Raw genomic sequence first — 25,908 nt, 5'->3', positions numbered from 1 at the left:
GTTTAGTTGTTAGACAATTCCGAGCGATCACTTGCACGATCCTGCCGGACTTACGGGAAGGCGGGTTCCGCGGTCAGGCGGCTGACGTCACGGCTGGGCGGCGTACCGAATTCGCGACGGTACTCGCGGCTGAACTGTGACGGGCTGTCGTAGCCCACGGCGTACCCGGCACTCGTGACGTCCTCGCCGAGACCCACCAGCCGCAGCCGCGCCTCCTGCAGCCGGATCTTCTTCTGGAACTGGATCGGGGTCATCGCCGTCACCGTCCGGAAGTGCCGATGGAACGCCGACGCGCTCATCCCGGCCATCGCGGCGAGTTCCTCGATCCGGAACGGTTCGGTGTAGTGGTCGCGGATCCACCGGATCGCCCGGCCGATGTGCGACAGGCTGCTGTCGGCCAGACCGATCTGCCGGACGGCGGCGCCGTTCGGTCCGCGCAACAGTCGCCAGAGGATCTCCCGCTCGATCATCGGCGCGAGCACCCGCGCATCCTCGGGATCGTCGGCGAGCCGCAGTAGCCGGACCACCGCGTCGATCAACTCGGCCGGCGCTTCGTTGACGGAGAAGCCGGCGGACGAGCCGGCCGGACGGTGCTCCAGGAGGAGCGAGGCGATGGCGTCGGGCCGCAGGGTCAGCCCGACGCCCAGGAACGGCGCCTTGGTGAAGTGGCCGGTCACGGGGAGGTCCACGGACACCACGAGGTAGTCGCCGGCGCCGTACTCGAAGACCTGGTCGCCGACCGCGAGCCGTTTGCGGCCCTGCGCGACGAGCGCGAACACCGGCGTCGCCAGCGAGGCCATCGGGGCAGTCGGCGCGTCGACCACGGACAGCAGCAGTCCGTCGATCGGCGGCTCGCGGCGGGCCGCGGCGGCGATCAACGAACGCAACTCCGCCATCGCTGTCTCCATGACAGCTTCAGGCTACGCACACCGTCTACCTCAGGGTGCGATGACGAGCCGGGTGATCAGGTCGTTCTCGAGGGTGAACGTGTAGTGGAGGTCGACGGTGCCGCCGGGAAAGTTCCCCTCGAGGTGGTTCACGGCGACGTAGGTGTTCGCGTCGAGCTGCCGGGTGCTGATGAGCTCGGTCGTGTAGGTGTACTCGCGCGCCGCGCTGCCCAGCCAGTCGCGGATCTCCTCGCGGCCGCGGTACGTCTTGCCGTCATCGGTGACGACGGCGTCCTCGGCATACAGGGAGAGTGAAGGGCTGGCCAGGTACTGGGTGATTGTGGTTGGCAACATGACTCCCACGGTCGGGTCTCTCCCGGGGAGAGGGTCAAGTAGTTGACTCTCTCCCCGGGAGAGGGTGCACAGTGGCGGGGTGCGAGGCGGGCTGACGATCGGCGAGTTCGCGCAGCTCACCCATCTGAGCGTGCGGACCCTTCGCCGCTATCACGAGAGTGGGCTGCTGGCGCCGGCCGCGGTCGATCCGGTCAGCGGGTACCGGTACTACACCACCGAGCAGATCCCGTCCGCGCAGGTGATCCATCGGCTGCGGGAGCTCGACGTACCGCTGGCGGAGGTCGCCCGGATCCTCGCCACCGACGATCCGGGCGTGCGCGCCGACCTGATCGCCGGGCACCTCGACCGACTCCAGGAGTCACTGGACCGGACCCGTGCGGCGGTCAGCTCGCTCCAGCGCCTGCTGCGCCCGGACGCGGGGGACCTGAACGTTTCGGTGCGCTCGGAGCCACCGAGGGTCGTTGCCGCCATCACCGATGTGGTTGATGTCAGCAACGTTCTCGAGTGGTACGACGACGCGATGGCCGAGCTCGACGCGGTCGTCGACGAAGGTCCTCCGGGCGGGCGCTACGACAACGAGCTCTTCTCGGCCGGCCGGGGCACGGTCCTCGTCTACCGGCCGGCCGTCGACCCACCGTCGTACGGTCGGGTGAAGCCGGTCGAGCTGCCCGCGGTCGAGCTCGCGGCAACGGTGCATCACGGCACCCATGACGACATCGACGTCACCTACGGGCGGCTCGGCGCCTGGGTCGTCGAACACGCGCTGGCCGTGGACGGTCCGGTGCATGAGACGTACGTCGTCGGTCCGCGAGACACCCCGGATCCGGCCGCGTGGCGGACCGAGATCGGGTGGCCGGTGTTCAGGGTTGGTGGGTAGTACGCCGCCATTCCCGCGGTGTCATGCCGTGGGCCTTGCGGAAGCGGCGGGTGAAGTGGCCGGGGTCGAGGAAGCCCCAGTGGGCGGCGATCGCGGCGATGGAGCGATGGCGGTTCGCGGGGTCGGCCAGGTGGCGGGCGGCGCCCTTGAGGCGCTCGGCGATCAGCCACTGTTCCAGGCTGAGATGCTGCTCGGCGAAGAGCTTGTAGAGGTAGCGGACGGAGATGTTGTGCTCCGCCGCCATGCGGGCCGGCGTGAGATCGGGGTCGGCCAGGTGCTGACGCGCATACCAGGTGATGCGGGTGAACAGTACGTCGCTCATCGCGGGCCGCTGCTGCACATCGTCGTCCGCTGCAGAAGTGAGGAGAGCCCGGACGAGCTGCGTCGTCGCCGTACCGACCATGTCGGCCGACTCGGTGCCCTGCAGCGAGCTGATGATCCCGGGGAGCAGGGTGAGATGGTGCAGCATCAGGTCGTACAGCGGACTGCTGGGCAACCGCCGCGCGGCCGCGCGGATCGTCTCCACACTCAGCCCGAGGTCCTCGTAGTCGATCTGGAACGCCTGTGACGCCCCACGACCGCGCCAGGCGAAGTCGTACGGCGCGGTCAGGTCGACCAGCATCAGCTCCCCGGTGCGGACCCGCTGATCCGCCCCGCCCTGACTGAACACCCCCGCCCCGATCACCTGCACGGCCAGCGCGAGCCGCTCAGGACCCCCGATCCGGACGTGCTTCGGAGTTCGAACCAGCCGGATCCCGGATCCCTCGTTCCGGAACAGATCCGGCGTACCGAGCCGCCAGAAGTCCATCCGGGCGTGCACGTCGCCGGACGGATCCTCGTGCTCGACCCGGGACGGCACACTCGCCGACATCATCGCCGCGTAGAACGCCTCGGCCCGGTCCTGTTTCGGCAGTACGGCGGTATCGAGCAGCACGGCCATCCACAACCCCCTCCACCCCTGGAAACACCTGAACCTGGGGGGCGAACTGTGCAGACACAGCCCAGATCCGTGCACGCACATCCTACGAAGGACGCCGCCCGGACAGCTACGTTTTCCGGCAAACCTCCCGGAGGGAAGGGGACACGATCATGCCTGCTGACACCATCGTGCTGGTTCACGGTTTCTGGGTGACGCCGCGGAGCTGGGAGCACTGGATCACCCACTACGAGGCGCGCGGTTTCAAGGTCCTGGCGCCGGGCTATCCCGGGTTCGAGGTCGAGGTGGAGTCGCTGAACGCGGACCCGACCCCGGTCCTGAAACTGACCGTGCCGGCCATCATCGAGCACCTGGAGTCGGTGATCCGCGCACTGGAGACACCGCCGATCATCATCGGGCACTCGGCCGGCGGCGCGTTCACGCAGATCCTGCTCGACCACGGGTTCGGCGCGGCCGGGGTGGCGATGAACTCCGCGCCGACCGAGGGCGTGCGCGTCGTGCCGGTGTCGCAGGTCAAGTCGACGTTCCCGGTGCTGAAGAGCCCGGCGAACCGGCACAAGGCGGTCCCGCTGAACTTCGAGCAGTGGAACTACGCCTTCACGAACACGTTCACCGAGGACGAGGCCCGCCGGCTGTACGAGCGGTACGCGATCCCGGCGAACGGCGGGATCCTGTGGGGCAGTGTGCTGGCGAACTTCCAGCCGGGGCACCAGGACACCTGGGTCGACTACCGCAACGACTCGCGCGCGCCGCTGCTGTTCGTGTCCGGCTCCGAGGACCACATCATGCCGCCGGAGATCCAGCGCTCGAACCACAAGCACTACAAGTCCAACACCATCACGGAGATCCGTGAGTACGAGGGTTACGCGCACCTGCTGCCCGCGCAGGAAGGCTGGGAGCGGATCGCCGACGAGGTCCTGGACTGGGCGCTGGCGCACTCGTGAGTCTCGCCCGGATGACCCACATCGGCGGCCCGACGACGCTGATCGAGGTCGACGGGTGGCGGCTGCTCACCGATCCGACGTTCGATCCACCCGGTCGCCGGTACACCTTCGGGTGGGGGTCTTCCTCGGTCAAGCTGGTCGGGCCGGCGGTCGGCGTGGACGAGTTGCCGGAGATCGACGCCGTACTGCTGACGCACGATCAGCATGCCGACAACCTCGACGATTTGGGGCGTGCGCTGCTGCCACGGGTCGGAGCGGTGGTGACGACGGTGGCTGGTGCCGCGCGGCTTGGTGGTGGAGCGGTCGGGTTGGCGCCTTGGGCCGTTCATACGCTGTCCGCGCCAGGACGGCCGTCGTTGTCGATCACGGCGACGCCTTGCCGGCATGGGCCGCCACTCAGCCGGCCGATCACGGGTGACGTGATCGGGTTCGCGCTGGAGTGGCCGGGGCAGGAGCACGGGGCGTTGTGGGTCTCGGGCGACAGCGTCCTGTACGACGGGATGCGGCAGGTCGGCGGTCGGTTCGATGTGGGGACGGTGCTGCTTCATCTCGGCGCGGTGCGGTTCGGTGTGACCGGGCCGCTGCGCTACTCGATGACCGGTCGGGACGGTGTCGAGCTGTGCTCGTTGCTCCGGCCGCAGACGGTGATCCCGGTGCATTACGAGGGGTGGAGTCACTTCTCCCAGGGGCGGCCCGGGGTTGCGGGGGCGTTCGCTGCGGGTGGCCTGGAGGCGCGGTGGCTCGAGCTCGGCGTGACAGGGCTCGTATCGGTCTGATGTGGTCCGGCTGGCAGCATGTGCGGCATGGCTGAGCGGCTGGAGGGCGGATTCGACGGCGGGGCGTCGTTGGAGGACGGCGTCGTACGTCGTACTGCTGGAGCGTGGACCTCGTCGGTGCTAGACCTGCAGGACGCCCTCGACTCTCTGCCCTGACTCTCGGGCTGGGTGGAAGACGTACGCCGTCTTCGCATCCGGGTCGAACCCACACGCCCTGTAGAACGCATGCGTGGATTCCCGCCGGGAGCCCGTCATCAGCATCACCTTGTAGCAACCGGCATCCGTCGCCGCCTGCAAGGTGCCCGCCATGATCCGCTTCCCGAGCCCGGACCCCCGTACCGCGGCATCGACGACCACGTTCTCGACGACGGCGTACGGGGTCGCACCGCGGGTGAGATTCGGGATGAGGTTCAGGTACGTCGTCGCGACGACCTTGCCGTCGACCTCGAGCACGTACAGCCGCAAACCCGGGGTCCTCAGGATCTGCGCGAACACCTCCGCGTCGGCGTCGTCGCGCCGGACCGGATCCCCGGGATGCAGCTGTCGATACAACCCCATGACGGCCTCGAAGTCGTCGGCTCCAGCCTCACGAAACATAGGCCGGAGCCTATCGGTCACCAGGGCACAGGGCCGTCTTCGCTGAAGAAGCCGGCAGTCGGGCCGTCGGCGTCGAGGGTGGCCATGCGGACGAGGACCGCGGCGCCCTGCGCGACCGTCAGGAGGCCGGCGTGGTTGTTGCTGTCGGTGTCGACGTAGCCCGGGGCGACGGCGTTGACGAGGAAGCCGTCCTTGCGCAGCTCGTTGGCGTACTGCACCGTCAGCGCGTTGAGCGCGGCCTTGGACGGTACGTACGCCGCCGACGGCAGCAGTGCTGCGAACGGTCCGTCCGGGTCACAGGTGAGAGTCACCGACCCGCCATGACTGCTGACGTTGACGATGCGCGGTGCCGCCGACCGCCGCAGCAGCGGCAGCATCGCGTTGGTCACCGCGATCACCCCGAAGACGTTGGTGTCGAACACCGCCCGGACCATGTCCAGCTCGACGGTGCTGGGCACCTGATCGTAGGCGTCCATGGGCGACACCTGTCCGGACCCGGTGATGCCGGCGTTGTTGATCAGTACGTCGAGGAGCCCGAACCGCTCCTCGATCTGCTTCGCCGCCTCCCGGACGGTGGCCGGATCGGTGACATCCAGGGTGACCGCATGCACCTCACCACCTGCCGCGCGCAACTCCGCGGCAGCCTCCTCACCCCGGCGCGCATCCCTCGCACCGATCAGCACTGTCATACCCAGCGAAGCCAACTGCTCGGCAACCCCACGACCGATCCCCTTGTTGGCCCCGGTCACCAGCGCGATCTTGCTCATAGCTTGGTCCTCACCTCGTGCTCGGTCTACAGAACGAACACAAGATGCCGACACCCGAGCCCCTGTGACGCCCTCACCAGGTGACGAACACCACCACCCCCAGCTGTCACAAGGAGTTCGGGGAGTTCAGGGCTGGCCGACCAGGAGGCAGAAAGGGTGGCCGGATGGGTCGGCGAGGACGTAGAGGGGTTCGCCGCCTTCGGTTGTGCGGTCGAGGAGTAGCTCGGCGCCGAGGTCCAGCGCGCGTTGTCTGTGGTGGTGCAGGTCATCGAGGGACGGCACGGCGTAGTCGATGTGCAGCTGCATCGGGACGTCCTGCGACGGCCAGGTCGATCGCGGCAGGACGTCGACCTGCTGAAACGCCAGTTGACGATTCCCGTCGTCATCGACCAGGACCAGCCAGTCCGCATCGTCGACAGAACCATCGGCCGGCGGCTCATCCCCAGGCCGGTATTGCAGGCCGAGCAGCTCGCGGTAGAACTCCGCCAGTCCACGCACATCCGTCGTGTCCAGCGCCGTGTGCATCTTCCTCGGATACCCCGTCACAGGCCTCTCCTCATCCACCGGAGCCATGAACCCATACGACTATCACCGTCCGCCGCCAACAACCGGCCTAGGCGGCTGAGTTCCGGGCGTGGTGGAACATCACGGCGATGGCCGCCAACTGGCCGAGGACGGCCACCGCGGTGGACAACGACGGATCTCCGGTCAGCCGAACGATTGAAACAATCGGGCAGAGCAGCCAGAGGCAGGCGACGAACAGGTAGAGCCTGCGACCCAGGGATCCGTCGCGGGCGAGGCGCAGATCGGCGCGACGAGGCTCGAGCAGCCGGAAGATCGCCACCGCGACACCCATCGCGATGGCCACCATGACACTGGCCGGTGTGGTCTCCATCAGCGGCGTCTGCACCGTGCGCGAGAGACCGAGCAAGGCCGGCGCCGCCAGTGCAAGCACGATCGCGACGACGGCCAACGCGTCTCCCAGCGCCCAGCCGGAGGCACGCCGGCGCTCGACAGGTTGGCCCGACACGCGGTCACCGTATCCGAAATCCTCTCGTGTCCGGCGGGCAGGTCCGGCAGTATCGGGGTGTGGATGGTCGGGGGTTGGCTCGCGCGTACTACGACGAGGTGGTCGGACCATTGCTCGCGGCCAAGTGGCCGAAGCTCCCGCACGCGGCCGGCCGGCTCGGCAGTGGGTCCGACGTACTGGGGCTCGACGATGCGACCTCCCGGGACCACGACTGGGGTCTGCGACTGACACTTCTCGTCGACGAGACCAGCCGCTACGAGGTGGACGCGTACCTCGCCAAGGAGTTGCCAGACACGTACGCCGGCCTGCCGACGCGCTTCCCGTTCACCGGCCAGACCGAGAGCATCCACCACGTCGAGGTCGCCTCGGCCGCGGGATTCGTCAGGGGCCGGCTCGGATTCGACCCTCGGGACGAGTTGTCGACAATCGACTGGCTGACCATGACCGGGCAGGCCGTTCTGGAGGTGGTCGGCGGGCCGGTGTTCGTCGACCAGGTCGGCGACATCTCCGCCGTCCGCGACCGGTTGCAGTGGTATCCGGACGACGTCTGGCGCTATGTCCTGGCCTGCGACTGGCTCCGGCTCCAGGAGGAGATGCCGTTGATGAGCCGGGCCGGGGATCTCGGGGACGACATCGGTTCGCGGGTGATCGCGGCGCGGTTGGTCGACGTCGCGGTGCACCTGGCGTTCATGATCGAGCGGCGTTGGCCGCCGTACCCGAAGTGGCGCGGGACGCTGTTCGCGCAGCTGCCGTGTGCGCGCGAGGTGGGTGACGCGCTGCGGAAGACCTTGAAGGCCGACCATTGGCGCTACCGGCAACAACAGCTCGGGCGGGCGCTGGAGCATCTGCTGAACCGGCAGCGCGCGGTCGGACTGCCGGCTCCAGGACCGGCCACCGTGGACTTCTGGGATCGTCCGTACCTGCACGCGAACGACGCGATCATCGCCGCGCTGCTGGCCGACGCTCCTGACCTGCCCCGCGCCCGGGGGAGCATCGAGCAACGGACGGACAACGTCGCCGTCCTCGTCGATCCCGCTGCTCGACGAGCGGCGATCACCCATCCTTAGCCGTCAGTCGCGGGCCGAGACCGCCGAAGCATCGGTACCGCGAAAGGCCCGCCGGTAGCTGTCCGGCGGCACCGCGACGACCCGCTTGAACTGACGCCGCAGCGTGGTCGCCGTCCCCATCCCAGTCGCGACGGCGATCGACTCGACACTCTGATCGGTCGTCTCCAGCAACTCCTGCGCGCGCCGTACCCGCTGGGTCAGCAGCCACTGCAGCGGCGTCTGCCCGGTCACGGCTCGGAACTGCCGGCCAAGATGGCGAGGACTCGTGTTCGCCCGCCGAGCCATGTCGGTCACGGTCAACGGCTGGTCCAGCCGCTCGAGCACCCACGCGAGCAACTGGACAAGCCGGTGGTCGCCCTTCACATCGACCGGCGTCGCCACGAACTGCGCCTGACCGCCAGACCGGTGCGGCGGTACGACGAGACGCCTGGCGACACCGTTGGCGATCGTGGCCCCGTGATCGAGGTGGATCAGGTGCAAGCTGAGATCCACCGCAGCGGCCTTGCCGGCTGAGGTCAGCACGCTGCCGTTGTCCGTGTAGAGCACGTCCGGATCGACCTCGGCCAGCGGATACCGCGCACTCAGCTCCGCAGTGTGCACCCAGTGCGTGGTGGCGCGCCGGCCGTCGAGCAGACCCGCAGCGCCGAGGACGAACGCACCCGTGCAGAGCGACGCGATCCGCGCACCCGCCTCGTGGGCCGCACGTACGGCGTCGACCAGCTCGGCCGGCGGTGGTTCGTCGACATCGGCGCACGCCGGGACGATCACGGTGTCGGCGCTGACCAGACGGTCCAGACCGTGATCGGGCTGGACCGCGAACGGACCGACCTGTACCGGCCCCGGTCCGCAGAGCAGCACGTCGTACCAGCTGCCCGACAGCGCCTCACGCGGTGGATTGCCGAAGATCTCGTAGGCCACGCCGAGCTCGAAGTGGAGCAGATGGCCGGCGGTGGCCAGTGCGACGGTGTGCATGTCCGAAAGTGTACGCATGGTGTCGTTCCGGACTCTCACACTCCAGGCCGTCGGACCGCGAGACTCGTCGCACCAACGAGTGGAGGAACACGAATGTCTGCAGTTGTGGTCTATGGAGCGACCGGACACACGGGCCGCTTCGTCGTCGCCGAACTGGCCGAGCGCGGCTTCACGCCGATCGTCTCCGGTCGCGACGCGGCCCGGTTGTCGTCGATCTCGGACCTGGCACGCCCGGCGTCGGTAGACGACCCAGGTGCATTGGACCGTGCGCTCGACGGCGCGGCAGCCGTCATCAACACCGCCGGCCCGTTCGCCACGACCGCAGGCCCGGTGATCGAGGCGGCCCTGCGGGCCGGGATCCCGTACGTCGATGTCGCGGCCGAGATCGAGGCGAACGCGTCGACATTCGCCGACTACGCCAAGGCCGAGACCCCAGTGGTTCCGGCGATGGCGTTCTACGGCGGACTGGGCGACCTGCTCGTGACCGCGGCGCTGGGGGACTGGACCACGGCGGACGAGGTGCGCGTCGCGTACGGCTTGAACAGCTGGCATCCCACGCCGGGCACCCGGGTCGCGGGAAAGGTGTCGCACGATCGTCGGGCGGGACGGCGGGTGCGCTTCAGGAACGGCGCGCTCGAGTACCACGACGACAAGCCGACGCAGCAGGACTGGCTGTTCCTGGAGCCGCTCGGCCGGCGTCAGGTGATCGCCGACTTCAGCATGGCTGATGTGGTGACAGTTCCCAGTCATGTCGACGTACCAGACGTGCGCACTTACATGACAGTTGAGGCGGCAACAGACCTGTCGAACCCGGACACGCCGGCGCCTCCGCCGCAGGGGAGTGCCGACCAGACGTTCGTCGTCGACGTCGTGGTCCGCGCCGGCGGAGTCGAGCGGCGTGCCGTTGCCCGGGGCCGGGACATCTACGCGGTCACCGCACCCTTGGCGGTGGAAGCGGTACGGCGGTTGCTCGCCGGTGAAGCGCGGACATCCGGGGTGGCCTCGGCCGGGGCGATGTTCGACGCGGCCGATTTCCTCCGGTCGCTGGCGCCGCACCTCTCGGTCGAGCTGCCATAACCCCGTACCTGCGAGAGGATGTGAGCCTCCCCGCAGCACGTCCGCCCACGTTCAGCCGGAGGCCGCCCACCATGACTCTCAACCGTCGCGACTTTCTCCGGGTGGGCGGTGTGGCCGCGGCCGGAGCCGTCGCCGGGTCAGCTCTGTCCGCCGCCCCCGCGTTCGCCGCGGAGATCGACTACACCGCCCGTACGACGTTCGACGACTGGGACCGGCTGTTCCAGCAAGGCGGGCCGGGACAGCCGGACCAGCCGAACGACAACACCAACGCCGACGGCCGGTCCGGCATGCTGGCCTGGAGTCAGTCGTACGTGCTGCTCGGGCTGGTCCGGATGTACGAGACGTACCGCGACACGTATTACCTCTTACCTCGACCGGCTCATCGACAACGTCGACCAGGTCCTCGCGGTCCGCGACAGCGAACGCGGTGTCACCGACTACCGCGGGCTGTCGCTGCCGGCCTGGCGAGCCGATCACCCGTACACCACCGGCTACACGACTCTTGCCGATAGCAACGGTCACGCGGTGCTGGAGCTCCGGCAGGCGCTGCCGTACGCCGAGGACACCAAGGTGACCGTGACCGCCGGGTCCAAGCCGGACGCCTTCACGGTCCAGTTGGTGAACACCCAGGTCAACCGGACCGTGACGCTCACCGATCTCACCATGGATCCGGCCAGCCCGGACTATGCGGTGAGCCGCATCTACACTGCGGCGCCGGGACCGTTGCAGTTGACGGCTCTGGATGTCTCGGGCGGTGCGGGGCTCGTCCCGGTGACGGGTGAGTTCCCGATGCTGACGAAGCCGGTGATCTTCGCCGTACACACCGGCATGATCACGTACCCGATCGCGAGCTTCGTCCGGATCGTCTGTGGTTCGCCGGTACTGCGGCGCCGGTACCGGGCGAAGGCGGCCGAGTACCTCACCGCGTGCCGCGAGGCGGTCGCCGTCCACGACTGGGAATATCGCGAGACGTCGGCAGGCGGCGGATACCTGATCTGGCCGAAGGAACAGCCGCTCGCGTACGACGGATGCGAGCAGCCGATCAACCAATCACTCGGACTCGGCCAGACCCTGGTCGAGCTCGCGCTGGCCACCGGCGAGCTCGGGTATCGGCGGAAGGTCGCCGCTCTCGCGAAGATGTTCGCCGGGCAGGTGGCGGTGGATGCCGGTGACGCGTACCAGTGGCGCTACTGGCCGATGGGTGGGCGCGTCTACGAGGGTTTCGCGAAGACAGGGTCGCCGGAGACGGACGTCTCGATCTTCACTCCTTCCGGTGGGCCGGCGCGGCAGTTCGAGGACATCAGCCATGGTGCGATCGACGTCGAGTTCGCGGTGCGGGCCTTCCGGGCTGGGCTCGGGTTCACCGGCCAGGACATGGCCCGGATCGCCAGGACCTACACGCAGAACGTGGCAACCACTGACGCCGGCGGGCTGCCCGCGATCCACACCACCGTGGCGGGTACGGCGATTGGCGCGGCGTCGGTCGCCCACCAAGCACCCCGCTGGATGCAGGCAACGCCGTGGGATCCCGGCGTGCACCAGCATTGCCTCGCGCTGTACAACCGCTACCAACCCACCCCCGAACGGGACGGCCAACAAGCGATCGGCTTCGGCTGGCTCCTGGCCAACGTCGCCTACTTGAACTGGGGCGTGAAGTACGGTCGGTAGCCCGTCGTACGACCTCGCGCGCGAGTAGGGTCGGGTGGATGGCTGACTTTGTCATGCGGCGCTGGGACCTGAACCCGCATCCGCATCCTCAGGCTCCGCTGCACGTTCACGACCGTGGCGACGAGGGGTTCGTCGTCCTGTCCGGCGCGCTCGCCGTCACGCTCGGGCCTGAGGTACGGCAACTCGGTCCGGGCGAGTTCGTCGTCGTACCCGCTGGATCCGCACACACCTTCGCCACCATCGGCGACCTGCCGACGTCGGTGCTGGTGACGATGACGCCCGACATCGACGACCTGGTCCGTGAACTGCACCAGGTCCCCGATGACGAGCGCCCGCTGGTCTGGGCGCGCCACCATTCCCGGCTGGTCTGAACTTTGGTCCCCGTGGGCGCATCTAGTAAGTGTCCAAGGGGGGCATCGTGAAGTCTTTTCACCGCACCAGTACCGGCCATCTCCGTCTACCGATCCGAACGGCGTGCTCGCAGGTCTCGCAGCCGCAGTTCCGGTGGGAGCGGTTGATGTCCCGGCGGGCGGGGACGCCGACGCTGCATCGGTCGGCTCTCTCCTGCCGGATCCGGCTGCGCGGTGACTCGTGAAGACGGCCGTCCGACTGCCTGGCGATTACGTCGTCCGTCCTCCGGAGCCTGGTGACGCCAGGGCGATCTTCGAACTGCTTTCGGCCTACAACACGGCGGTGGTCGGATTCGCCGACTGCACGCTGGACGACATCGCCGACAGCCTCGTCGAGCCTGGCTTCGACCGCTTGACCGATGCCTGGCTCGTGCTCGCCGGGGACGGTCTGCCGACCGGCTACGCGACGACGTTCGGCAAGGGCAACTGTCAGACAGTCGAGATCGAGGTGGCATCACAGCACCCGGCGGTCGCTGCCTGGCTGCTCGAACAGACACTGCAACGGGCCCAGGAGATGGGTCGCGAGGGCGGCCACGCCGAGATCACGGTCGACACCTGCATCTACCGCGCCGACGAGCAACTGGGCGCGCTCTTGGCCGAACACGAGTTCGCCATCGGTACGACGTACCACCGGATGCGCATCGATCACACCGGACCGGTCGCCGCCCCGAAGGTGCCGGCGGACGTCGTGGTGCGTCGCGGCACCTTCGACGCCGCCAGCCGGCGCGCCGCGCATGACGTTCTGATCGACAGCTTCCGCGGTCAGTTCGGCTTCGTTCCCCGCCCGCACGAGGAGTGGGTCGAGGCGCGCGAGGCCCAGGCGACGTTCGACTGGACCCAGCTCACGGTGCTCGAGGTCAACCACCGCGCGGTCGCGATCCGCGACTGCAGCAACGCGTACGTCGAAACCGAGAACTGCGGTTACATCGGCATGCTCGGCGTGGTCGAGAGGTTCCGCGGCCGAGGACTGGCCACGTTCCTGCTGCACGACGCCTTCGCCCTCGACGCGGCCGCCGGCCGGAACGGCACCATCCTCAACGTCGACACCAACAACCCCAGCCAGGCTCTTCGCCTCTACCAATCGGTCGGCATGACCCCGACCCTCATCGAAGACGGCCACCGCCGCACCCTCTCAACCACCTGAGCCCGGTGAGCACGGCCCGTCACGGAGGGTGACGGGTGGGGTTGGTCGGGGGAGCGTGGCATGATCTTGACGTGGCTGGGGTGAAGGATCTGCGGGACCTTGCGTTGTTGCGGCGGGTGAAGGACCGGATCGACCGGGAGTACGCGCAGCCGCTGGACGTCGAGGCGCTGGCGCGTGGGGTGAACATGTCGGCCGGGCACCTCAGCCGGCAGTTCAAGCTTGCGTACGGCGAGGCGCCGTACAGCTATCTGATGACGCGGCGGATCGAGCGTGCGATGGCGTTGCTGCGGATGGGGGAGCTGAGCGTCACCGAGATCTGCTTCGCGGTCGGCTGCTCGTCGCTCGGCACCTTCAGCACCCGGTTCACCGAGCTGGTCGGCGTACCGCCCAGCGTGTACCGGGAGCAGGAGGAGGCGCGCTCGACCGCGGGGATCCCGGCGTGCCTGGCGAAACAGGTCACCAGACCGATCAGGAATCGAGAAGCGCCGGCAGTGAGCGCCAACTAGCGTGAACGCCATGGACATCAAAATTCAGCAGACGTACCTACCGCACAACGATCCGGACGCCGCCGTGGCCTTCTACCGCGACGTCCTCGGCTTCGAGGTCCGCATGGACGTCGGGTACGAGGGGAAGCGCTGGATCACCGTCGGCCCGTCCGGCCAGGCCGTGTCGATCGTGCTCTATCCGCCGGATGCCACCCCGGGTCTCACCGAGGACGAGCACCGCGCGGTCGTCGAGATGATGGCCAAGGGCACCTTCGCCAGCATCAACCTGGGCACCCCCGACCTCGACGCCACCTTCGCGAAGATCGAGGCCACCGACGCCGAGGTCGTCCAGGAGCCGACGGACCAGCCGTACGGTGTCCGCGACTGCGCGTTCCGTGACCCCGCGGGCAACATGGTCCGCATCGCGCAAGTCGGCTGAATCTGCGCACAGCGAACCGGAATCCACCCGCACAGACCCGGAAAATCGGCGCGAGGCTGGTTGAATGCAGCCACGCGCCGATGGGGGGCCAGACACGCGGTCCCCGCCTCACAGATGGAGACCCACGATGACCAAGGCCACGAGGAAGACCGCATCGTCGCCTGCGCCGCACGCCGCCGACAGCCACGACCTGATCCGGGTCCAGGGTGCGCGCGAGAACAACCTGAAGGACATCAGCATCGAGATCCCGAAGCGCCGGCTGACGGTGTTCACCGGCGTGTCCGGCTCGGGGAAGAGCTCGCTGGTCTTCGGCACGATCGCCGCGGAGTCGCAGCGGATGATCAACGAGACCTACAGCGCGTTCCTGCAGGGTTTCATGCCGAACCTGTCGCGCCCCGAGGTCGACATGCTCGACGGTCTGACCACGGCCATCATCGTGGACCAGGAGCGGATGGGTGCGAACCCCCGCTCGACCGTCGGCACCGCCACCGACGCCAGCGCGATGCTGCGGATCCTGTTCAGCCGGCTCGCCAAGCCGCACATCGGCCCGCCGACGGCCTACTCGTTCAACGTCCCGAAGCGGACCGCGACCGGCTCGATGGTCGCCGACAAGGGCCACGGCGAGAAGACCGTGGTACGCAACGCGGTCTACCACGGCGGCATGTGCCCGCGGTGTGAGGGCATGGGTGCGGTCACCGACTTCGACCTGACCGCCCTGTACGACGACAGCAAGTCGCTGAACGAGGGCGCGCTGACGATTCCCGGCTACAGCATGGAGGGCTGGTACGGCCGGATCTTCCGCGGCTGCGGCTACTTCAACCCGGACAAGCCGATCAAGAAGTACACCAAGAAGGAACTGCACGACCTGCTCTACCGGGAGCCGACCAAGATCAAGGTCGAGGGCATCAACCTGACCTACTCGGGCCTGATCCCGGCGATCCAGAAGTCCTTCCTGTCCAAGGAAGTCGACGCGATGCAGCCGCACATCCGCGCCTTCGTCGAGCGGGCGGTGACGTTCCAGACCTGCCCGGACTGTGACGGCACCCGACTCAGCAAGGAGGCCCTGTCGTCGAAGATCAAGGGCAAGAACATCGCCGATCTCTCGAAGCTGCAGATCAGCGATCTGGCCGACTGGATCCGCGACCTCGACGAGCCGTCGGTGGCTCCGCTGCTCGCCGGGCTGCAGCACCTGCTCGACTCGTTCGCGGAGATCGGCCTCGGCTACCTGTCGCTCGACCGGCCGGCCGGCACGCTGTCCGGCGGCGAGGCGCAGCGCACCAAGATGATCCGTCATCTCGGCTCGTCGCTGACCGACGTCACCTACGTGTTCGACGAGCCGACGATCGGCCTGCACCCGCATGACATCGAGCGGATGAACAAGCTGCTGCTGCAGCTGCGCGACAAGGGCAACACCGTGCTCGTCGTCGAGCACAAGCCGGAGACGATCTCGATCGCCGACCACGTCGTCGACCTCGGCCCGGGCGCCGGCTCGGCCGGCGGCACCGTCTGCTTCGAGGGAACGGTCGACGGGCTGCGCAAGAGCGACACCACCACCGGGCGCCACATCGACGACCGCGCGAAGCTGAAGGAATCGGTCCGTTCGTCGACCGGTCAGCTCGACGTTCGTGGCGCGTCGACGAACAACCTGCAGAACGTGAGCGTCGACATTCCGCTCGGGATGCTGTGCGTGGTGACGGGTGTGGCCGGCTCCGGCAAGAGCTCGCTGATCCACGGCTCGGTGGCCGGCCGCGAAGGCGTCGTGGTGATCGACCAGGCCGCGATTCGTGGCTCGCGTCGGAGCAACCCAGCGACGTACACCGGACTCCTCGACCCGATCCGCAAGGCGTTCGCCAAGGCCAACGGCGTGAAGCCGGCGCTCTTCAGCTCCAACTCCGAGGGTGCCTGCCCGACCTGCAACGGCGCCGGCATCATCTACACCGACCTGGGTGTGATGGCGACCGTCGAGTCGACCTGTGAGGAGTGCGAGGGCAAGCGGTTCCAGGCGTCGGTGCTCGAGTACACGCTGGGCGGCCGGAACATCGCCGAAGTACTCGCGATGTCCGTGAACGAGGCCGAGGAGTTCTTCGAGGACGGCGAGGCTCGTACGCCGGCTGCCCACAAGATCCTCGACCGGATGGCCGATGTCGGGCTCGGATACCTCACGCTCGGCCAACCGTTGACCACGCTGTCCGGTGGTGAGCGGCAGCGGCTGAAGCTGGCCACTCAGATGGCGGAGAAGGGCGACGTCTACATCCTCGACGAGCCGACCACCGGCCTGCACCTGGCCGACGTAGAGCAACTGCTCGGTCTGCTCGACCGGCTGGTCGAATCCGGCAAGTCGGTGATCGTCATCGAGCACCACCAGGCCGTGATGGCGCACGCCGACTGGATCATCGACCTCGGCCCGGGCGCCGGCCACGACGGCGGCCACGTCGTCTTCGAAGGCACCCCGACCGACCTGATCGCCGACAAGTCCACTCTCACCGGGCAACACCTGGCGTCGTACGTCGCCTGAGCCGGTTCGTTGGGTTGACCCTGATGCAGGGTCAACCCAACAGCATGGAACGCGTCAGGTGCCTACTCGCCGAAGAGTGGGTCGATCGGCAGGGCCCAGCGGAAGTAGACCGGGTCGTTGAAGGTGCCGGGGACCTTGCCGAGGCCCTGGATGACAGTGGCGGTGCCGTTGGCGTGTCCGACGGCGTACAGGTAGGCCGACTGGGTGTCCTTGTCGATGCCGAGCAGCAGGGTGCCCCGGATGCCGCACTTCTGAGCGATCAGGAATTCGAAGCCCTGCCAGGTCCGGGTCCGCACCGGCTTGACCACTGGCTTCATCGGCGACGTCGTCGGGATGTGAACCGTGTACAGCGCGCCGCCCCGGGTGTTCGCCAGGAAGGTGTCATAGGTCCGGGTCTTGCTGATCAAGGCCATCGTCTTCACCGACGCGAAGCCCGGGTACGAGCTTGTACGCCGCTGACCGGTGCTGGTCGGGATCCATCTGAACAGCACGCCGTCGCTGCGCAGCCCGTAGGTCGCCGTCCGCCGGCCGAAGCTTCCGGTGAATTCCTGATAGCGAGACTCCTCGAACGTGACGAAGTCGCCGTAGCCCCCGCCGCCGTCGATCCGGTCGAGGAAGGACGAGTCCGGCTCGACCTCGCCGCTCAGGTTGAGTCTGTAGCCGCTGTGGGCGAGGGTCGAGCCGATGATCACGTAGCCAGAGACATCGATCCCGCCTGGGTCCGGTTCGGCAAGCATCGAACTACTGAGCCGAACCAGTGCGCCGGGGTTCTGGTCGGGTGCCACCACCCGGTCGTTCGTTCTCGTCGCAGGTGAAGTGGCAGTGATGAGTTGTGACCGGTGCGCACCTGCGGGCGTGACCGACCCCAGATTCATCGTGCAGGCGACAGCGCTCGCGTCGGCGCCGCCGCCGGTTGTCGTCGCAGCGTCCGCGGCGCCGGGGAGCAACCCGGCGGTGAAGAGAGCAGCCGCGCTCAGAACTACAGAGCCTCGACCGACGAGCCTGTGCTTACCGTGCATGTCGCAACCTCCCAGGTGACCTGACCGCCCCCAGGTTGCGGGCTCGATGCCCTAGCAGTTGATCGTTACTGAGCTAGATGCGGCTGATCCGGGCGAAGTTGCAGCGCAGTCCGCTTCAGACCTGAACGTAAGGTTGACGGGGTGACCGAGCCTGAGCTGATCGAGTCGACGGGGGATCGACAATGCGATCGCATCGCTCAGGGTGTGATCGGGATCTTCGAGACTGCCTTTCCCGGTAGGGTGCGCGGGTTCTACCTCCGGGGCAGTCATGCCAGCGGCACCAGCATCGAGGGCAGTGATCTCGATCTGTTCATCGTGTTCAAAGACCGCTTCGCCGACAGCGCCGAGTATGAGCGCGCCCGGGCCCTGAGCGAGCACTGTGGTCAGCTCACGCCGATGTTGCTGGAGATCCTGCTGGTTGGTGAGCGCGGCCTCCGGCAACCGAGCGGTGTCGGTGCGGCCCTGAACCTCAAGCTCGCGACCCGGCACCTGTACGGCGAGGACATCCGCGCGGAACTGCCGTCGTACGACGCCGACACGTACGTCCGCTCGGTCGTCCACACGCCGTACGTGAGCTACACCTTCCCGGTCCAGCGTCGCAACGGCCCGCTCGTCTATCCACTCGACCACATCGATCCTGACGGTCCGTTCTTCGGCTTCGGCCAGTGGAAGGACGGCAGTGGCCGGCCCAGCACGAAGTTGCTCATCGCAACGGTCGGCTGGACGGCCACGGCGATCATCGCGCTGCAGAGCGGCCAGTACGTCAGGGACAAAGCGGCCTGCGTCGAGCTCTACCAGGAGCACGTCGCCGACCAGTGGACCGACCTCGTCACCCGGGTGCACGACCTGTGCCGCAACCGCTGGCACAACCAGCTTCCGTCCAGCGCTCCCGACCGACAGACACTCCGCGAGCTGTGCGACCACACACTGGACTTCCAGAACCACTTCCTCGAGCTATATCGCCAGTACCAGCGCGCCGAACTCGCATCCGGCGACGCAGACAGACAGCAACTCGCGGCCCAGCGATTGACCGAGATCGTGTTCCCCGACCGAGCTGCGTCATAACTCCTTCGAGACCGACGCACCGGCCGCCAGCAGTCTCTCCGCCAGCACCCGACAGCGACCGCTGAGCTCCGGAGGATCGAGCACCTCGAAGTCGTGTCCCAGCAGGAGCACATGCATGAGCGCGAAGTCGAGGTTGCCGGCGCCGCTGATCACCTCGCAGGACTCACTCCCACGCGGCTGTACGACGGCCGCCGACGCCGGAATCTGCGCCCGCACAACCTCGGCCGGAGCGTGCAGAAGGAACCGTGCCTGGTGCGGGTACACCCGACTCGCCACGCTCTCCTGCACGAACGTCGCCGCGTCGGGCGCCTCGCGCGGCCGGAAGCGCCAAGTCCGCGCAGCCACCTCGCTCATGCGATCGACGCGGAAGCTCCGCCAGTCGTCGCGGTCAAGGTCGTACGAGAACAGGTACCAGCGCCGGTCGGAGGCGACCAGGCGATACGGTTCGACCCGCCGCCGTCGTACCTCGTCCCCGGACGGGTAGTCGAAGTCTGCCTCGACCTCGTCGCGGCAGGCTCTGACCAGTGTCATGAGTACGTCGGGGTCGATCGTCGTACGACTCCCGCTCATGGACTCCACCGAGCCGGACAGCGCGCGCACCAAGTTCCGCAGCCGGATCGGCAGCACCCGGTCGAGCTTGGTCAGCGCCCGAACTGCGGCATCGCCGGCGCCGGCCACCGCGCCACCCGCGCCGGCGAGCAGCGAGACCGCGGTGGCGATTGCCTCCTCGTCGTCGAGAAGCAGCGGCGGCAGGTCCTGACCCGGGCCGAGCTGGTAGCCGCCGCCGACACCCTGGCTGGCATGCACCGGATAGCCGAGCGTGCGGAGACGCTCGACATCACGCCGTACGGTGCGTGGTGTGACGCCGAGCCGGTCGGCGAGTTCGGGGCCGGTCCAGACCTGGCGCTGCTGCAGGAGTCCGAGCAGGGTGAGGACCCGCTCCGTCGTACCTCGCTCGTCACCGCCCATGTGACCAGCCTGCCAGAGATAGCGGACCGAGGCTGTCCGCTAGGGGTGCGAGAGTGGTGGCAACGAACCCGAGTACGAATGGAGCACTGCGATGAGCCGGCAGATCCAGGTCACCTTCGACGCCCACGACCCGCGGGCGCTGTCGACGTTCTGGCGCGACGTCTTGGGCTACGTCCACCCGGCGCCGCCCGGTGTCGAGCTGCCCGAGGGCGCCGACCCGCTGGCCGCGTGGGACGAGTTCCTCACCCAGATCGGCGTACCGAAGGAGGAGCACAATTCGAGGTCCGCGATCGAGGACCCGGACGGGGACGGCCCGCGGGTGTTCTTCCAGCAGGTGCCGGAGGACAAGGTCGCCAAGAATCGCGTCCACCTCGACGTCCGCGCGGCCCCCGGACTGCAGGGTGACGAGCGGATGGCGGCGCTGGAGGCCGAGTGCGACCGGCTCGTCGCGCTGGGAGCCAAGCGCGTACGCCGCTTCGAGCCGTCCCCACCCATGGGCTTCGGCACCATCACCATGACCGACCCCGAGGGCAACGAGTTCTGCCTGGACTAATTGGTGGGCATGCGGCGGTCCCGCGTCACCGGATCCGGTCGTAGATGAGGGAGAGGGTGCCGTGCTCGCCGGCGGACTGCGTCGTGAGGGTCCATTGGGCGGTGGGAAGACCGTCGTCGAAGAGGCGGGGGCCGGCGCCGAGGAAGATCGGGAAGATCATCAGGGCGAGGCGATCGACCAGGTCGGCGGCGAGCAGGGCCTTGATGACGCTGGCGCTGGAGAAGACGACGATGTCGCCGCCCTCGGTCGTCTTCAGGTCCTTGACCACGTCGGCAGTTGGATTGTCGACAATCGACGTACGCTCCCATGGCGCCTCGTCGAGGGTGGAGGACAGGACCACCTTCTCGGTGTTGACGAGCCACTGGGCGAACTTCTCGTCACGCGGGTCGGCGCCCTCCATGCCGATCACGGTGGGCCAGAAACCGAGGAAGCCCTCGGCATTCACCCGACCGAGTAGCGCGGTCGTGGCTGGTTCCCAGAGGCTGGTCAGGTGGTCGCGGGCGACGTCGGTGACGGCGTACGGCATCACCCAGCTCATGTCCAGCGGGTCCGGCTTGGCGTAGTGGCCGTCGATGGACAGGCTCATGTTGGTGACGACTCTGCGGCCGCCGGTCTGCTCGGTCACTTCGTGCTCCTCAGGTCGGTGTCGCGCTCAGTGGTGTCAGGCTCAGTGCTGTCAGGCTCGGTGGTGTCGGCGGCGAGGGTCGCCGCGAGCTTGTCGAGGCTCTGGCCGAAGCCGATCTCGATGCCCGCGATGGCGTCCGCGGAGTCGACTGTGCTGTCGGTGATCAGGTATCGGACGTCAAGGTCCGTGCCGGTGTCGGTGGGCCGCAGGTCGAAGTCGACGTACGCGGTGAAGGAGACGCCGCCGTCCGGCAGCGCGGGGGAGAGGTGGTAGGAGAGGCGCTCACCGGGACGTACGTCGTCAACGGCCCCTTCCCCACGTCCAGCCACCAGATCCGAGCCGTCGGCATCCTCGGCATCGCGGTACTCCAGGACGATCCGCCCACCCGGCCGCGCCTCGAAGACGAGCTCCGAAACACGAAGATCGTCGGGCGTCCACCACCGCGCCAGCAGCGAGGCTTCGGTCAGGTGTCGCCAAACCAGTTCGGGCCGACCCGCCAGCGCTCGGCGGAACGTGAACGAGCGGCCGTCAGCCCACCCCGACTCCTCCGCAGCGAGCCGCTCCGCGTGGAGGCTCATCCCGTAGCGGTCGTACGTCTCGCGTGAGCCGCCGCCCTGCTCCGCAACGTCGGCAAGCTGGCTGAGCGCAGCCGCAAGTTCCCGCAGGGGAGTGGGCTGCAGCGCGTAGATGCGGCGCTGGCCGGTGCGCTGGGACGTGACGAGGCCGGCCCGCTCCAGCGTCTGCAGGTGCTTGGTCGTCTGCGGCTGCCGCGCCTCCGCAAGCTGCGCCAGTACGCCGACCGATCGAGGCCGCTCCGCCAACAGCCCCACCAGCCGCCACCGAGCCGGATCCGCCAACGCGCTGAGAACTCCGTCCATGGAGAGAACTATTCATCACGAAGAATATTCGTGTCAAGGAATAATTTGGGTGAGAGGATCACCGTTGTGAGTGCGGCAGAGGAACTGGTCCCGGACTACGACCCGGCCTGGCGGTCCGAGTTCGCCGACCTGGGCAGGGAACTGCGACAGGCGTTGGGCGAGGCAGCACTGCGGATCGACCACATCGGATCGACGTCCGTTCCAGGGCTGCCCGCCAAGCCGATCGTCGACGTCCAGATCTCCGTCGCCAGCCTGGAGCCGGTTGATCGCTATCGGGCCGCCATCGAGTCCTGCGGCTTCGAGTGGCAAGCGGACAACCCGGAACTGACCAAGCGCTACTTCCGCGAGCTGCCGCCGCGGAAGCGCACCCACCTGCACGTCCGGCGCAGCGGCAGCTTCGACGAGCAGTTCGCCCTGCTGTTTCGCGACTACCTGCGGGCGCACCGTGAGCGAGCAGATGCGTACGCGGCGATCAAACGCTCCGTCGCACATCTGCTCCTCACGGAGCGCTCCGCCTACGTCGACGCCAAGTCTCCGTTCATCTGGGAGACGATCAGGGACGCGGACGAATGGGCACAGGAGACCGGCTGGGAGCCCGGCCCCACCGACGCGTGACCCCCACGAGCTGGTGAGGACGACGAGTTGCTGGGTCGCCCGGGTCATGGCGACGTACCGATCGACCGCTCCTTCGATACCCTCGCCGAACGTCTCCGGATCGATCAGGACGACCAGGTCGAACTCGAGCCCCTTCGACAGTTCCGGGGTCAGCGATTGGACGCGGGACGTCGGACGGAACGACGGATCACCGATCACGCAGGCGACACCCTCGGCGTGTGCGGCCAGCCAGGTGTCGAGGATCGAATCCAGCTCGGCAGTGGAGCCGTGCACGACGGGCACGTCGCTGCTGCGGATGGAGGTCGGCACGTTGGCGTCTGGGAGCGCGGCCCGGATGACCGGCTCGGCTTCGACCATGACCTCTTCGGGCGTGCGATAGTTGATGCTGAGCGAGGCCAGGTTGATCCGATCGAGGCCGACCCGCTCCAGCCGCTCCTGCCACGTCTCCGTGAACCCATGCCTTGCCTGTGCCCGGTCGCCGACGATGGTGAAGCTCCGGGACGGGCAGCGGAGCAACAACATCTGCCACTCCGCGTCGGTCAGTTCCTGCGCCTCGTCCACGACGATGTGCGCGAACGGGCCGGCGAGCAGGTCCGGGTCGACGGTGGGCAGCGCGGCCTCGTCGACCAGGGCTTCGCGGATGTCCTGCCCGCGCAGCATCGGCACCCAGCCTTCGTTGTCGTCGTCGGCCTCGATGATGTGGTCGATGACCTCGGCCATCCGTTCGCGTTCCGCCGCGGCGATGGCCTTCTGCCGGCGTTTCCGTCGGGAGGACTCCGGGTCGCCGAGCCGCTGGCGCGCCGCGTCCAGGAGCGGCAGGTCGGACACCGTCCAGGCCTCGGGTTCGTCACGCTGCAGCAGCTTGACCTCGTCGGGCGTCAGCCAGGGCGCACACATGCGCAGGTACGCCGGTACCGTCCACAGATCTCCGACGAGGTCGGTCGGCTCGATCAGCGGCCAGGCCTTGTTGAACGTAGTGACCAGTTCCCCGTTCTGCTCCAGCGACCTGCGCAGCATGTCCTCCGAGACGTCGTCGTCTTCGTACTCGTCTGCGTGCTTGTCGATCAGGATCGTGAGCAGCTCTTCCCAGACCTGGTCACGCGCCTCGTTGTGCGGCGTGGCCGGGTCGGCCGCCCCGAACGCCTCAGCCCAGTCGGCGGTGCTCAGCCAGATGTCGGACCAGTGGGTCTCGACCGTCATCGGCTTGGTGGGCGGCTCTTCGTACAGCTTCACGGCCGGCTCGATCGCCTTCACCATGTCCGCGGACGACTTCAGCCGGGCCACATCCTGGTTGGGCTCTTCCGGTGCCGCGGGTCCTTGGGGGAGCAGATCGCGCAGGGTGCAGGTCTGCACGCCTTCCTCACCGAGGCTGGGGAGCACGTCGGAGACGTAGGCCAGGTAGGGCTGGTGCGGACCGACGAACAGTACGCCGCCCCGACTGCGGCCGAGCCGCGGATCGGAGTACAGGAGATAGGCGGTGCGGTGCAGAGCGACGACGGTCTTGCCCGTACCCGGACCGCCGTCGACCACGAGCGCTCCACGCGAACCCGCGCGGATGATGGCGTCCTGGTCGGCCTGGATCGTGCCGAGCACGTCGCGCATCCGGGGCGAGCGATTGCTGCCCAGGCTGGCGATGAAGGCGGACTGGTCGTCGAGCGAGGCGTGGTACCCCTCGAGCCCATCCGGAGTGAACACTTCGTCCCAGTAGTCGGTGATCCGGCCCCGGGTCCAGCGGTACCGGCGGCGGCTCACCAACCCCATCGGGTTGGCGTGAGTCGCTCCGAAGAACGGCTCGGCCGCGGGCGAGCGCCAGTCGATCAGCAGCCGACGACCGTCGCTGTCGGTGAGGCCGAGTCGACCGATGTACACAGGCTCGGCGTCGTCGGCGCTGACGATGTGTCCGAGGCACAGGTCCAGTCCGAACCGCCGCAGAGCGCGGAGGCGAGCGGTCAGCCGGTGGACCTCGAGGTCTCGGTCCAGTGCCTCCTGGCCTTCACCGCCGGGCGCCTTGCGGGTGGTGTCGAGACGGTCGGAGAGCTCGGCGATCGACTGCGCGAGGCTCTCCGCGATCGCCGCGAAATGCTTCTCGTCGCCGGCGATCAGGGTCGGATCGGCCTTGTGGGAGAGACGGTCGGGGAGATCGAATGCGCTGGTAAGAAGGGGATTCACGTCAGCAGCTCCCTTCGGGCAACTCGAAATTCGGTGGCGCGTACACCCCGTACGGCGACAGCAACACATGCACTACACAACCCCCAAGTCGTCAAGCTGACTGCCTACGGCCGACGATTCTCCGGCACGAACCGGGGCTTGCGGCAAGCCCACCAGTGCGCTATAAGTTAAGAACGGAAGGGGAGTAACAACTCACCTTCCTTTTCTTGTGTCTGCTGTAGACACCCAACTCAACCGGCCTGACGGGATTCCGCGCACGCCAACGGCCCCGTCGTCCGACTGACAACGACGGGGGAGTCGAGGGGGAGAGCGTTAGCGGGGAGTCAGCACGCAGAACTCGTTGCCGTCGGGATCGGCCATGACCACCCAGCTGACGTCGCCCTGGCCGATGTCGAGTCTCGTCGCTCCGAGGGAGATCAGCCGCTCGACCTCGGCTTGCTGGTCACCGTTCCCAGGTGGTGCGAGGTCGAAATGCAGCCGGTTCTTGCCCAGCTTCGGGTTCACCGGCGGACCGCCCCAGGTGATCTTCGGACCGCCGTGCGGCGAGCGGATCGCGGTCTCCTGGTCCTGATCCCACACCAACGGCCAGTCCAGCGCCTTGCTCCAGAAGTACCCGACCTCCTGCGAACCATCGGACGCAAGTGCACCGATGAACCCACAGTCGGCCAGAAAGCTGTTACCCGGCTCGATAACGCAGAACTCGTTGCCTTCGGGGTCGGCGAGCACCACATGACGCTCCTCCGGCAACTGCCCGATGTCGATGTGCCGGCCGCCAAGCTCGAGCGCCCGCGCCACCGTCTGCTGCTGATCCTCAAGGGACTGACTCGTCAGATCGAAATGCATCTGGTTCTGGCCAAGCTTCTCCTCCTGACTCGGCAGAAACCGCAGCCGGAACCCGGTGTCATCATTCGGCAGCAGGCTCAGGCCGGCGTGCGGATCGTTCGTCAGCTCGAAGCCCAGCACGCCGGCCCAGAACCGCGCCAGCACAAGCGGATCGTGCGCATCGAACGAGAGCGCAAAAAGCTGAGTAGTCATCCCGCTCCGATCCGCTGACGCACCACGGCACGCC

The 25,908-nt window shown here is 67.8% G+C and carries 29 protein-coding genes and 1 pseudogene; 16 read left to right on the top strand and 14 right to left on the bottom strand.

Translation table 11 applies throughout. The annotated features are described in order from the left end of the window. Positions 1-50: 50 nt before the first annotated feature. Both ACGFIF_RS08995 and ACGFIF_RS08990 read right to left on the bottom strand, forming a co-directional pair. Positions 51-896: an AraC family transcriptional regulator N-terminal domain-containing protein gene (locus ACGFIF_RS08995; RefSeq protein ID WP_393153057.1), complete on the bottom strand. Its 846-nt coding sequence runs from the start codon at positions 894-896 to the stop codon at positions 51-53. Between the two features lie 42 nt (positions 897-938). Then, complete coding sequence (locus ACGFIF_RS08990; protein ID WP_393153055.1) at positions 939-1,241, bottom strand: nuclear transport factor 2 family protein; 303 nt, start codon at positions 1,239-1,241, stop codon at positions 939-941. A gap of 79 nt (positions 1,242-1,320) precedes the next feature. Here ACGFIF_RS08990 and ACGFIF_RS08985 point away from each other — a divergent pair, with 79 nt between their 5' ends. Continuing rightward, positions 1,321-2,118, top strand: coding sequence for a MerR family transcriptional regulator (locus tag ACGFIF_RS08985; protein WP_393153053.1), 798 nt, complete (start codon positions 1,321-1,323; stop codon positions 2,116-2,118). Here the strand turns inward: ACGFIF_RS08985 and ACGFIF_RS08980 are convergent. Beyond that, entirely contained in the window at positions 2,102-3,058 is a 957-nt protein-coding gene (locus ACGFIF_RS08980) for a helix-turn-helix domain-containing protein (protein WP_393153051.1), read from the bottom strand. The two genes, ACGFIF_RS08985 and ACGFIF_RS08980, sit on opposite strands and share 17 nt — an antisense overlap. Positions 3,059-3,207: 149 nt before the next feature. Between ACGFIF_RS08980 and ACGFIF_RS08975 the strand changes: the two genes are divergently transcribed. The 3 genes from ACGFIF_RS08975 to ACGFIF_RS08965 are packed head-to-tail and all read left to right on the top strand — an operon-like array spanning position 3,208 to position 4,931. After that, on the top strand, positions 3,208-3,999 hold the full coding sequence (locus tag ACGFIF_RS08975) for an alpha/beta hydrolase (protein WP_393153049.1): 792 nt from the start codon (positions 3,208-3,210) through the stop codon (positions 3,997-3,999). 11 nt (positions 4,000-4,010) lie between these two features. Further along, complete coding sequence (locus tag ACGFIF_RS08970; protein WP_393153047.1) at positions 4,011-4,775, top strand: MBL fold metallo-hydrolase; 765 nt, start codon at positions 4,011-4,013, stop codon at positions 4,773-4,775. A gap of 27 nt (positions 4,776-4,802) precedes the next feature. After that, complete coding sequence (locus tag ACGFIF_RS08965; protein WP_393153045.1) at positions 4,803-4,931, top strand: hypothetical protein; 129 nt, start codon at positions 4,803-4,805, stop codon at positions 4,929-4,931. Here the strand turns inward: ACGFIF_RS08965 and ACGFIF_RS08960 are convergent. From ACGFIF_RS08960 to ACGFIF_RS08945, 4 genes are all read right to left on the bottom strand, one after another. Then, positions 4,896-5,372 carry a GNAT family N-acetyltransferase gene (locus ACGFIF_RS08960; protein ID WP_393153043.1) on the bottom strand — a complete coding sequence of 159 codons (477 nt, stop codon included), beginning with the start codon at positions 5,370-5,372 and terminating at the stop codon, positions 4,896-4,898. The genes ACGFIF_RS08965 and ACGFIF_RS08960 overlap by 36 nt on opposite strands. 17 nt (positions 5,373-5,389) lie before the next feature. Continuing rightward, positions 5,390-6,139 (bottom strand): SDR family NAD(P)-dependent oxidoreductase, encoded by a 750-nt coding sequence (locus ACGFIF_RS08955; RefSeq protein ID WP_393153041.1) that lies wholly within the window; start codon positions 6,137-6,139, stop codon positions 5,390-5,392. Positions 6,140-6,265: 126 nt separating this feature from the next. Continuing rightward, positions 6,266-6,685, bottom strand: coding sequence for a VOC family protein (locus ACGFIF_RS08950; RefSeq protein ID WP_393153039.1), 420 nt, complete (start codon positions 6,683-6,685; stop codon positions 6,266-6,268). Between the two features lie 67 nt (positions 6,686-6,752). Then, on the bottom strand, positions 6,753-7,169 hold the full coding sequence (locus ACGFIF_RS08945; protein WP_393153037.1) for a hypothetical protein: 417 nt from the start codon (positions 7,167-7,169) through the stop codon (positions 6,753-6,755). 59 nt (positions 7,170-7,228) lie between these two features. Here ACGFIF_RS08945 and ACGFIF_RS08940 point away from each other — a divergent pair, with 59 nt between their 5' ends. Then, complete coding sequence (locus ACGFIF_RS08940) at positions 7,229-8,236, top strand: DUF4037 domain-containing protein (protein WP_393153035.1); 1,008 nt, start codon at positions 7,229-7,231, stop codon at positions 8,234-8,236. A 3-nt stretch (positions 8,237-8,239) separates the two neighbouring features. Here the strand turns inward: ACGFIF_RS08940 and ACGFIF_RS08935 are convergent, their stop codons facing one another. Next, positions 8,240-9,208, bottom strand: a complete 969-nt coding sequence (locus ACGFIF_RS08935; RefSeq protein WP_393153033.1) for a helix-turn-helix domain-containing protein — start codon at positions 9,206-9,208, stop codon at positions 8,240-8,242. Positions 9,209-9,301: 93 nt separating this feature from the next. Here ACGFIF_RS08935 and ACGFIF_RS08930 point away from each other — a divergent pair, with 93 nt between their 5' ends. The 8 genes from ACGFIF_RS08930 to ACGFIF_RS08895 all read left to right on the top strand — a co-directional run bounded on the left by ACGFIF_RS08930 (position 9,302) and on the right by ACGFIF_RS08895 (position 16,946). After that, positions 9,302-10,285 carry an NAD(P)H-binding protein gene (locus ACGFIF_RS08930; protein WP_393153031.1) on the top strand — a complete coding sequence of 328 codons (984 nt, stop codon included), beginning with the start codon at positions 9,302-9,304 and terminating at the stop codon, positions 10,283-10,285. 71 nt (positions 10,286-10,356) lie between these two features. Next, positions 10,357-10,797: a hypothetical protein gene (locus ACGFIF_RS08925; RefSeq protein WP_393153029.1), complete on the top strand. Its 441-nt coding sequence runs from the start codon at positions 10,357-10,359 to the stop codon at positions 10,795-10,797. A gap of 13 nt (positions 10,798-10,810) precedes the next feature. After that, positions 10,811-11,953, top strand: a complete 1,143-nt coding sequence (locus ACGFIF_RS08920; protein ID WP_393153027.1) for a hypothetical protein — start codon at positions 10,811-10,813, stop codon at positions 11,951-11,953. Between the two features lie 38 nt (positions 11,954-11,991). Further along, positions 11,992-12,324, top strand: coding sequence for a cupin domain-containing protein (locus tag ACGFIF_RS08915; protein WP_393153025.1), 333 nt, complete (start codon positions 11,992-11,994; stop codon positions 12,322-12,324). Between the two features lie 220 nt (positions 12,325-12,544). Next, positions 12,545-13,507: a GNAT family N-acetyltransferase gene (locus tag ACGFIF_RS08910; RefSeq protein WP_393153023.1), complete on the top strand. Its 963-nt coding sequence runs from the start codon at positions 12,545-12,547 to the stop codon at positions 13,505-13,507. A gap of 71 nt (positions 13,508-13,578) precedes the next feature. Then, on the top strand, positions 13,579-14,013 hold the full coding sequence (locus ACGFIF_RS08905; protein ID WP_393153021.1) for a helix-turn-helix transcriptional regulator: 435 nt from the start codon (positions 13,579-13,581) through the stop codon (positions 14,011-14,013). Between the two features lie 10 nt (positions 14,014-14,023). After that, a complete protein-coding gene (locus ACGFIF_RS08900; RefSeq protein WP_393153019.1) occupies positions 14,024-14,431 on the top strand; it encodes a VOC family protein in 408 nt (135 codons plus the stop codon). Between the two features lie 127 nt (positions 14,432-14,558). Further along, positions 14,559-16,946 carry an ATP-binding cassette domain-containing protein gene (locus ACGFIF_RS08895; RefSeq protein WP_393153017.1) on the top strand — a complete coding sequence of 796 codons (2,388 nt, stop codon included), beginning with the start codon at positions 14,559-14,561 and terminating at the stop codon, positions 16,944-16,946. A 62-nt stretch (positions 16,947-17,008) separates the two neighbouring features. Here ACGFIF_RS08895 and ACGFIF_RS08890 read toward each other — a convergent pair whose 3' ends face one another. Beyond that, a complete protein-coding gene (locus tag ACGFIF_RS08890) occupies positions 17,009-17,683 on the bottom strand; it encodes a hypothetical protein (protein WP_393153015.1) in 675 nt (224 codons plus the stop codon). A 423-nt stretch (positions 17,684-18,106) separates the two neighbouring features. Here ACGFIF_RS08890 and ACGFIF_RS08885 point away from each other — a divergent pair, with 423 nt between their 5' ends. Continuing rightward, positions 18,107-19,030 carry a nucleotidyltransferase domain-containing protein gene (locus ACGFIF_RS08885; protein ID WP_393153013.1) on the top strand — a complete coding sequence of 308 codons (924 nt, stop codon included), beginning with the start codon at positions 18,107-18,109 and terminating at the stop codon, positions 19,028-19,030. Here ACGFIF_RS08885 and ACGFIF_RS08880 read toward each other — a convergent pair. Beyond that, complete coding sequence (locus tag ACGFIF_RS08880) at positions 19,025-19,999, bottom strand: helix-turn-helix transcriptional regulator (protein WP_393153011.1); 975 nt, start codon at positions 19,997-19,999, stop codon at positions 19,025-19,027. The genes ACGFIF_RS08885 and ACGFIF_RS08880 overlap by 6 nt on opposite strands. A 91-nt stretch (positions 20,000-20,090) precedes the next feature. Here ACGFIF_RS08880 and ACGFIF_RS08875 point away from each other — a divergent pair, with 91 nt between their 5' ends. Next, on the top strand, positions 20,091-20,552 hold the full coding sequence (locus ACGFIF_RS08875; protein ID WP_393153009.1) for a VOC family protein: 462 nt from the start codon (positions 20,091-20,093) through the stop codon (positions 20,550-20,552). A gap of 25 nt (positions 20,553-20,577) precedes the next feature. On the opposite strand, the gene ACGFIF_RS08870 is transcribed toward ACGFIF_RS08875, so the two are convergent. After that, complete coding sequence (locus ACGFIF_RS08870) at positions 20,578-21,177, bottom strand: dihydrofolate reductase family protein (protein WP_393153007.1); 600 nt, start codon at positions 21,175-21,177, stop codon at positions 20,578-20,580. Beyond that, a complete protein-coding gene (locus tag ACGFIF_RS08865; RefSeq protein ID WP_393153005.1) occupies positions 21,174-22,055 on the bottom strand; it encodes a metalloregulator ArsR/SmtB family transcription factor in 882 nt (293 codons plus the stop codon). Before ACGFIF_RS08865 ends, ACGFIF_RS08870 begins: the two co-directional genes overlap by 4 nt. A 30-nt stretch (positions 22,056-22,085) precedes the next feature. Between ACGFIF_RS08865 and ACGFIF_RS08860 the strand changes: the two genes are divergently transcribed. Beyond that, positions 22,086-22,670, top strand: coding sequence for a GrpB family protein (locus ACGFIF_RS08860; protein ID WP_393153677.1), 585 nt, complete (start codon positions 22,086-22,088; stop codon positions 22,668-22,670). Between the two features lie 9 nt (positions 22,671-22,679). Here ACGFIF_RS08860 and helR read toward each other — a convergent pair. Beyond that, positions 22,680-24,839: pseudogene (gene helR, locus ACGFIF_RS08855) on the bottom strand (RNA polymerase recycling motor ATPase HelR); the annotation flags it as partial. A 312-nt stretch (positions 24,840-25,151) separates the two neighbouring features. Next, the gene (locus ACGFIF_RS08850) at positions 25,152-25,874 is read right to left on the bottom strand and encodes a VOC family protein (RefSeq protein WP_393153003.1); all 723 of its coding nucleotides are present in this window, start codon (positions 25,872-25,874) and stop codon (positions 25,152-25,154) included. Between the last annotated feature and the right edge of the window lie 34 nt (positions 25,875-25,908).

The sequence above is a fragment of the Kribbella sp. NPDC049174 genome (genome assembly GCF_043197365.1).
Taxonomy (GTDB): domain Bacteria; phylum Actinomycetota; class Actinomycetes; order Propionibacteriales; family Kribbellaceae; genus Kribbella.
The sequence above is the reverse complement of the archived record's forward strand: the minus strand, read 5'-3'. Positions and strand labels throughout refer to the sequence as shown.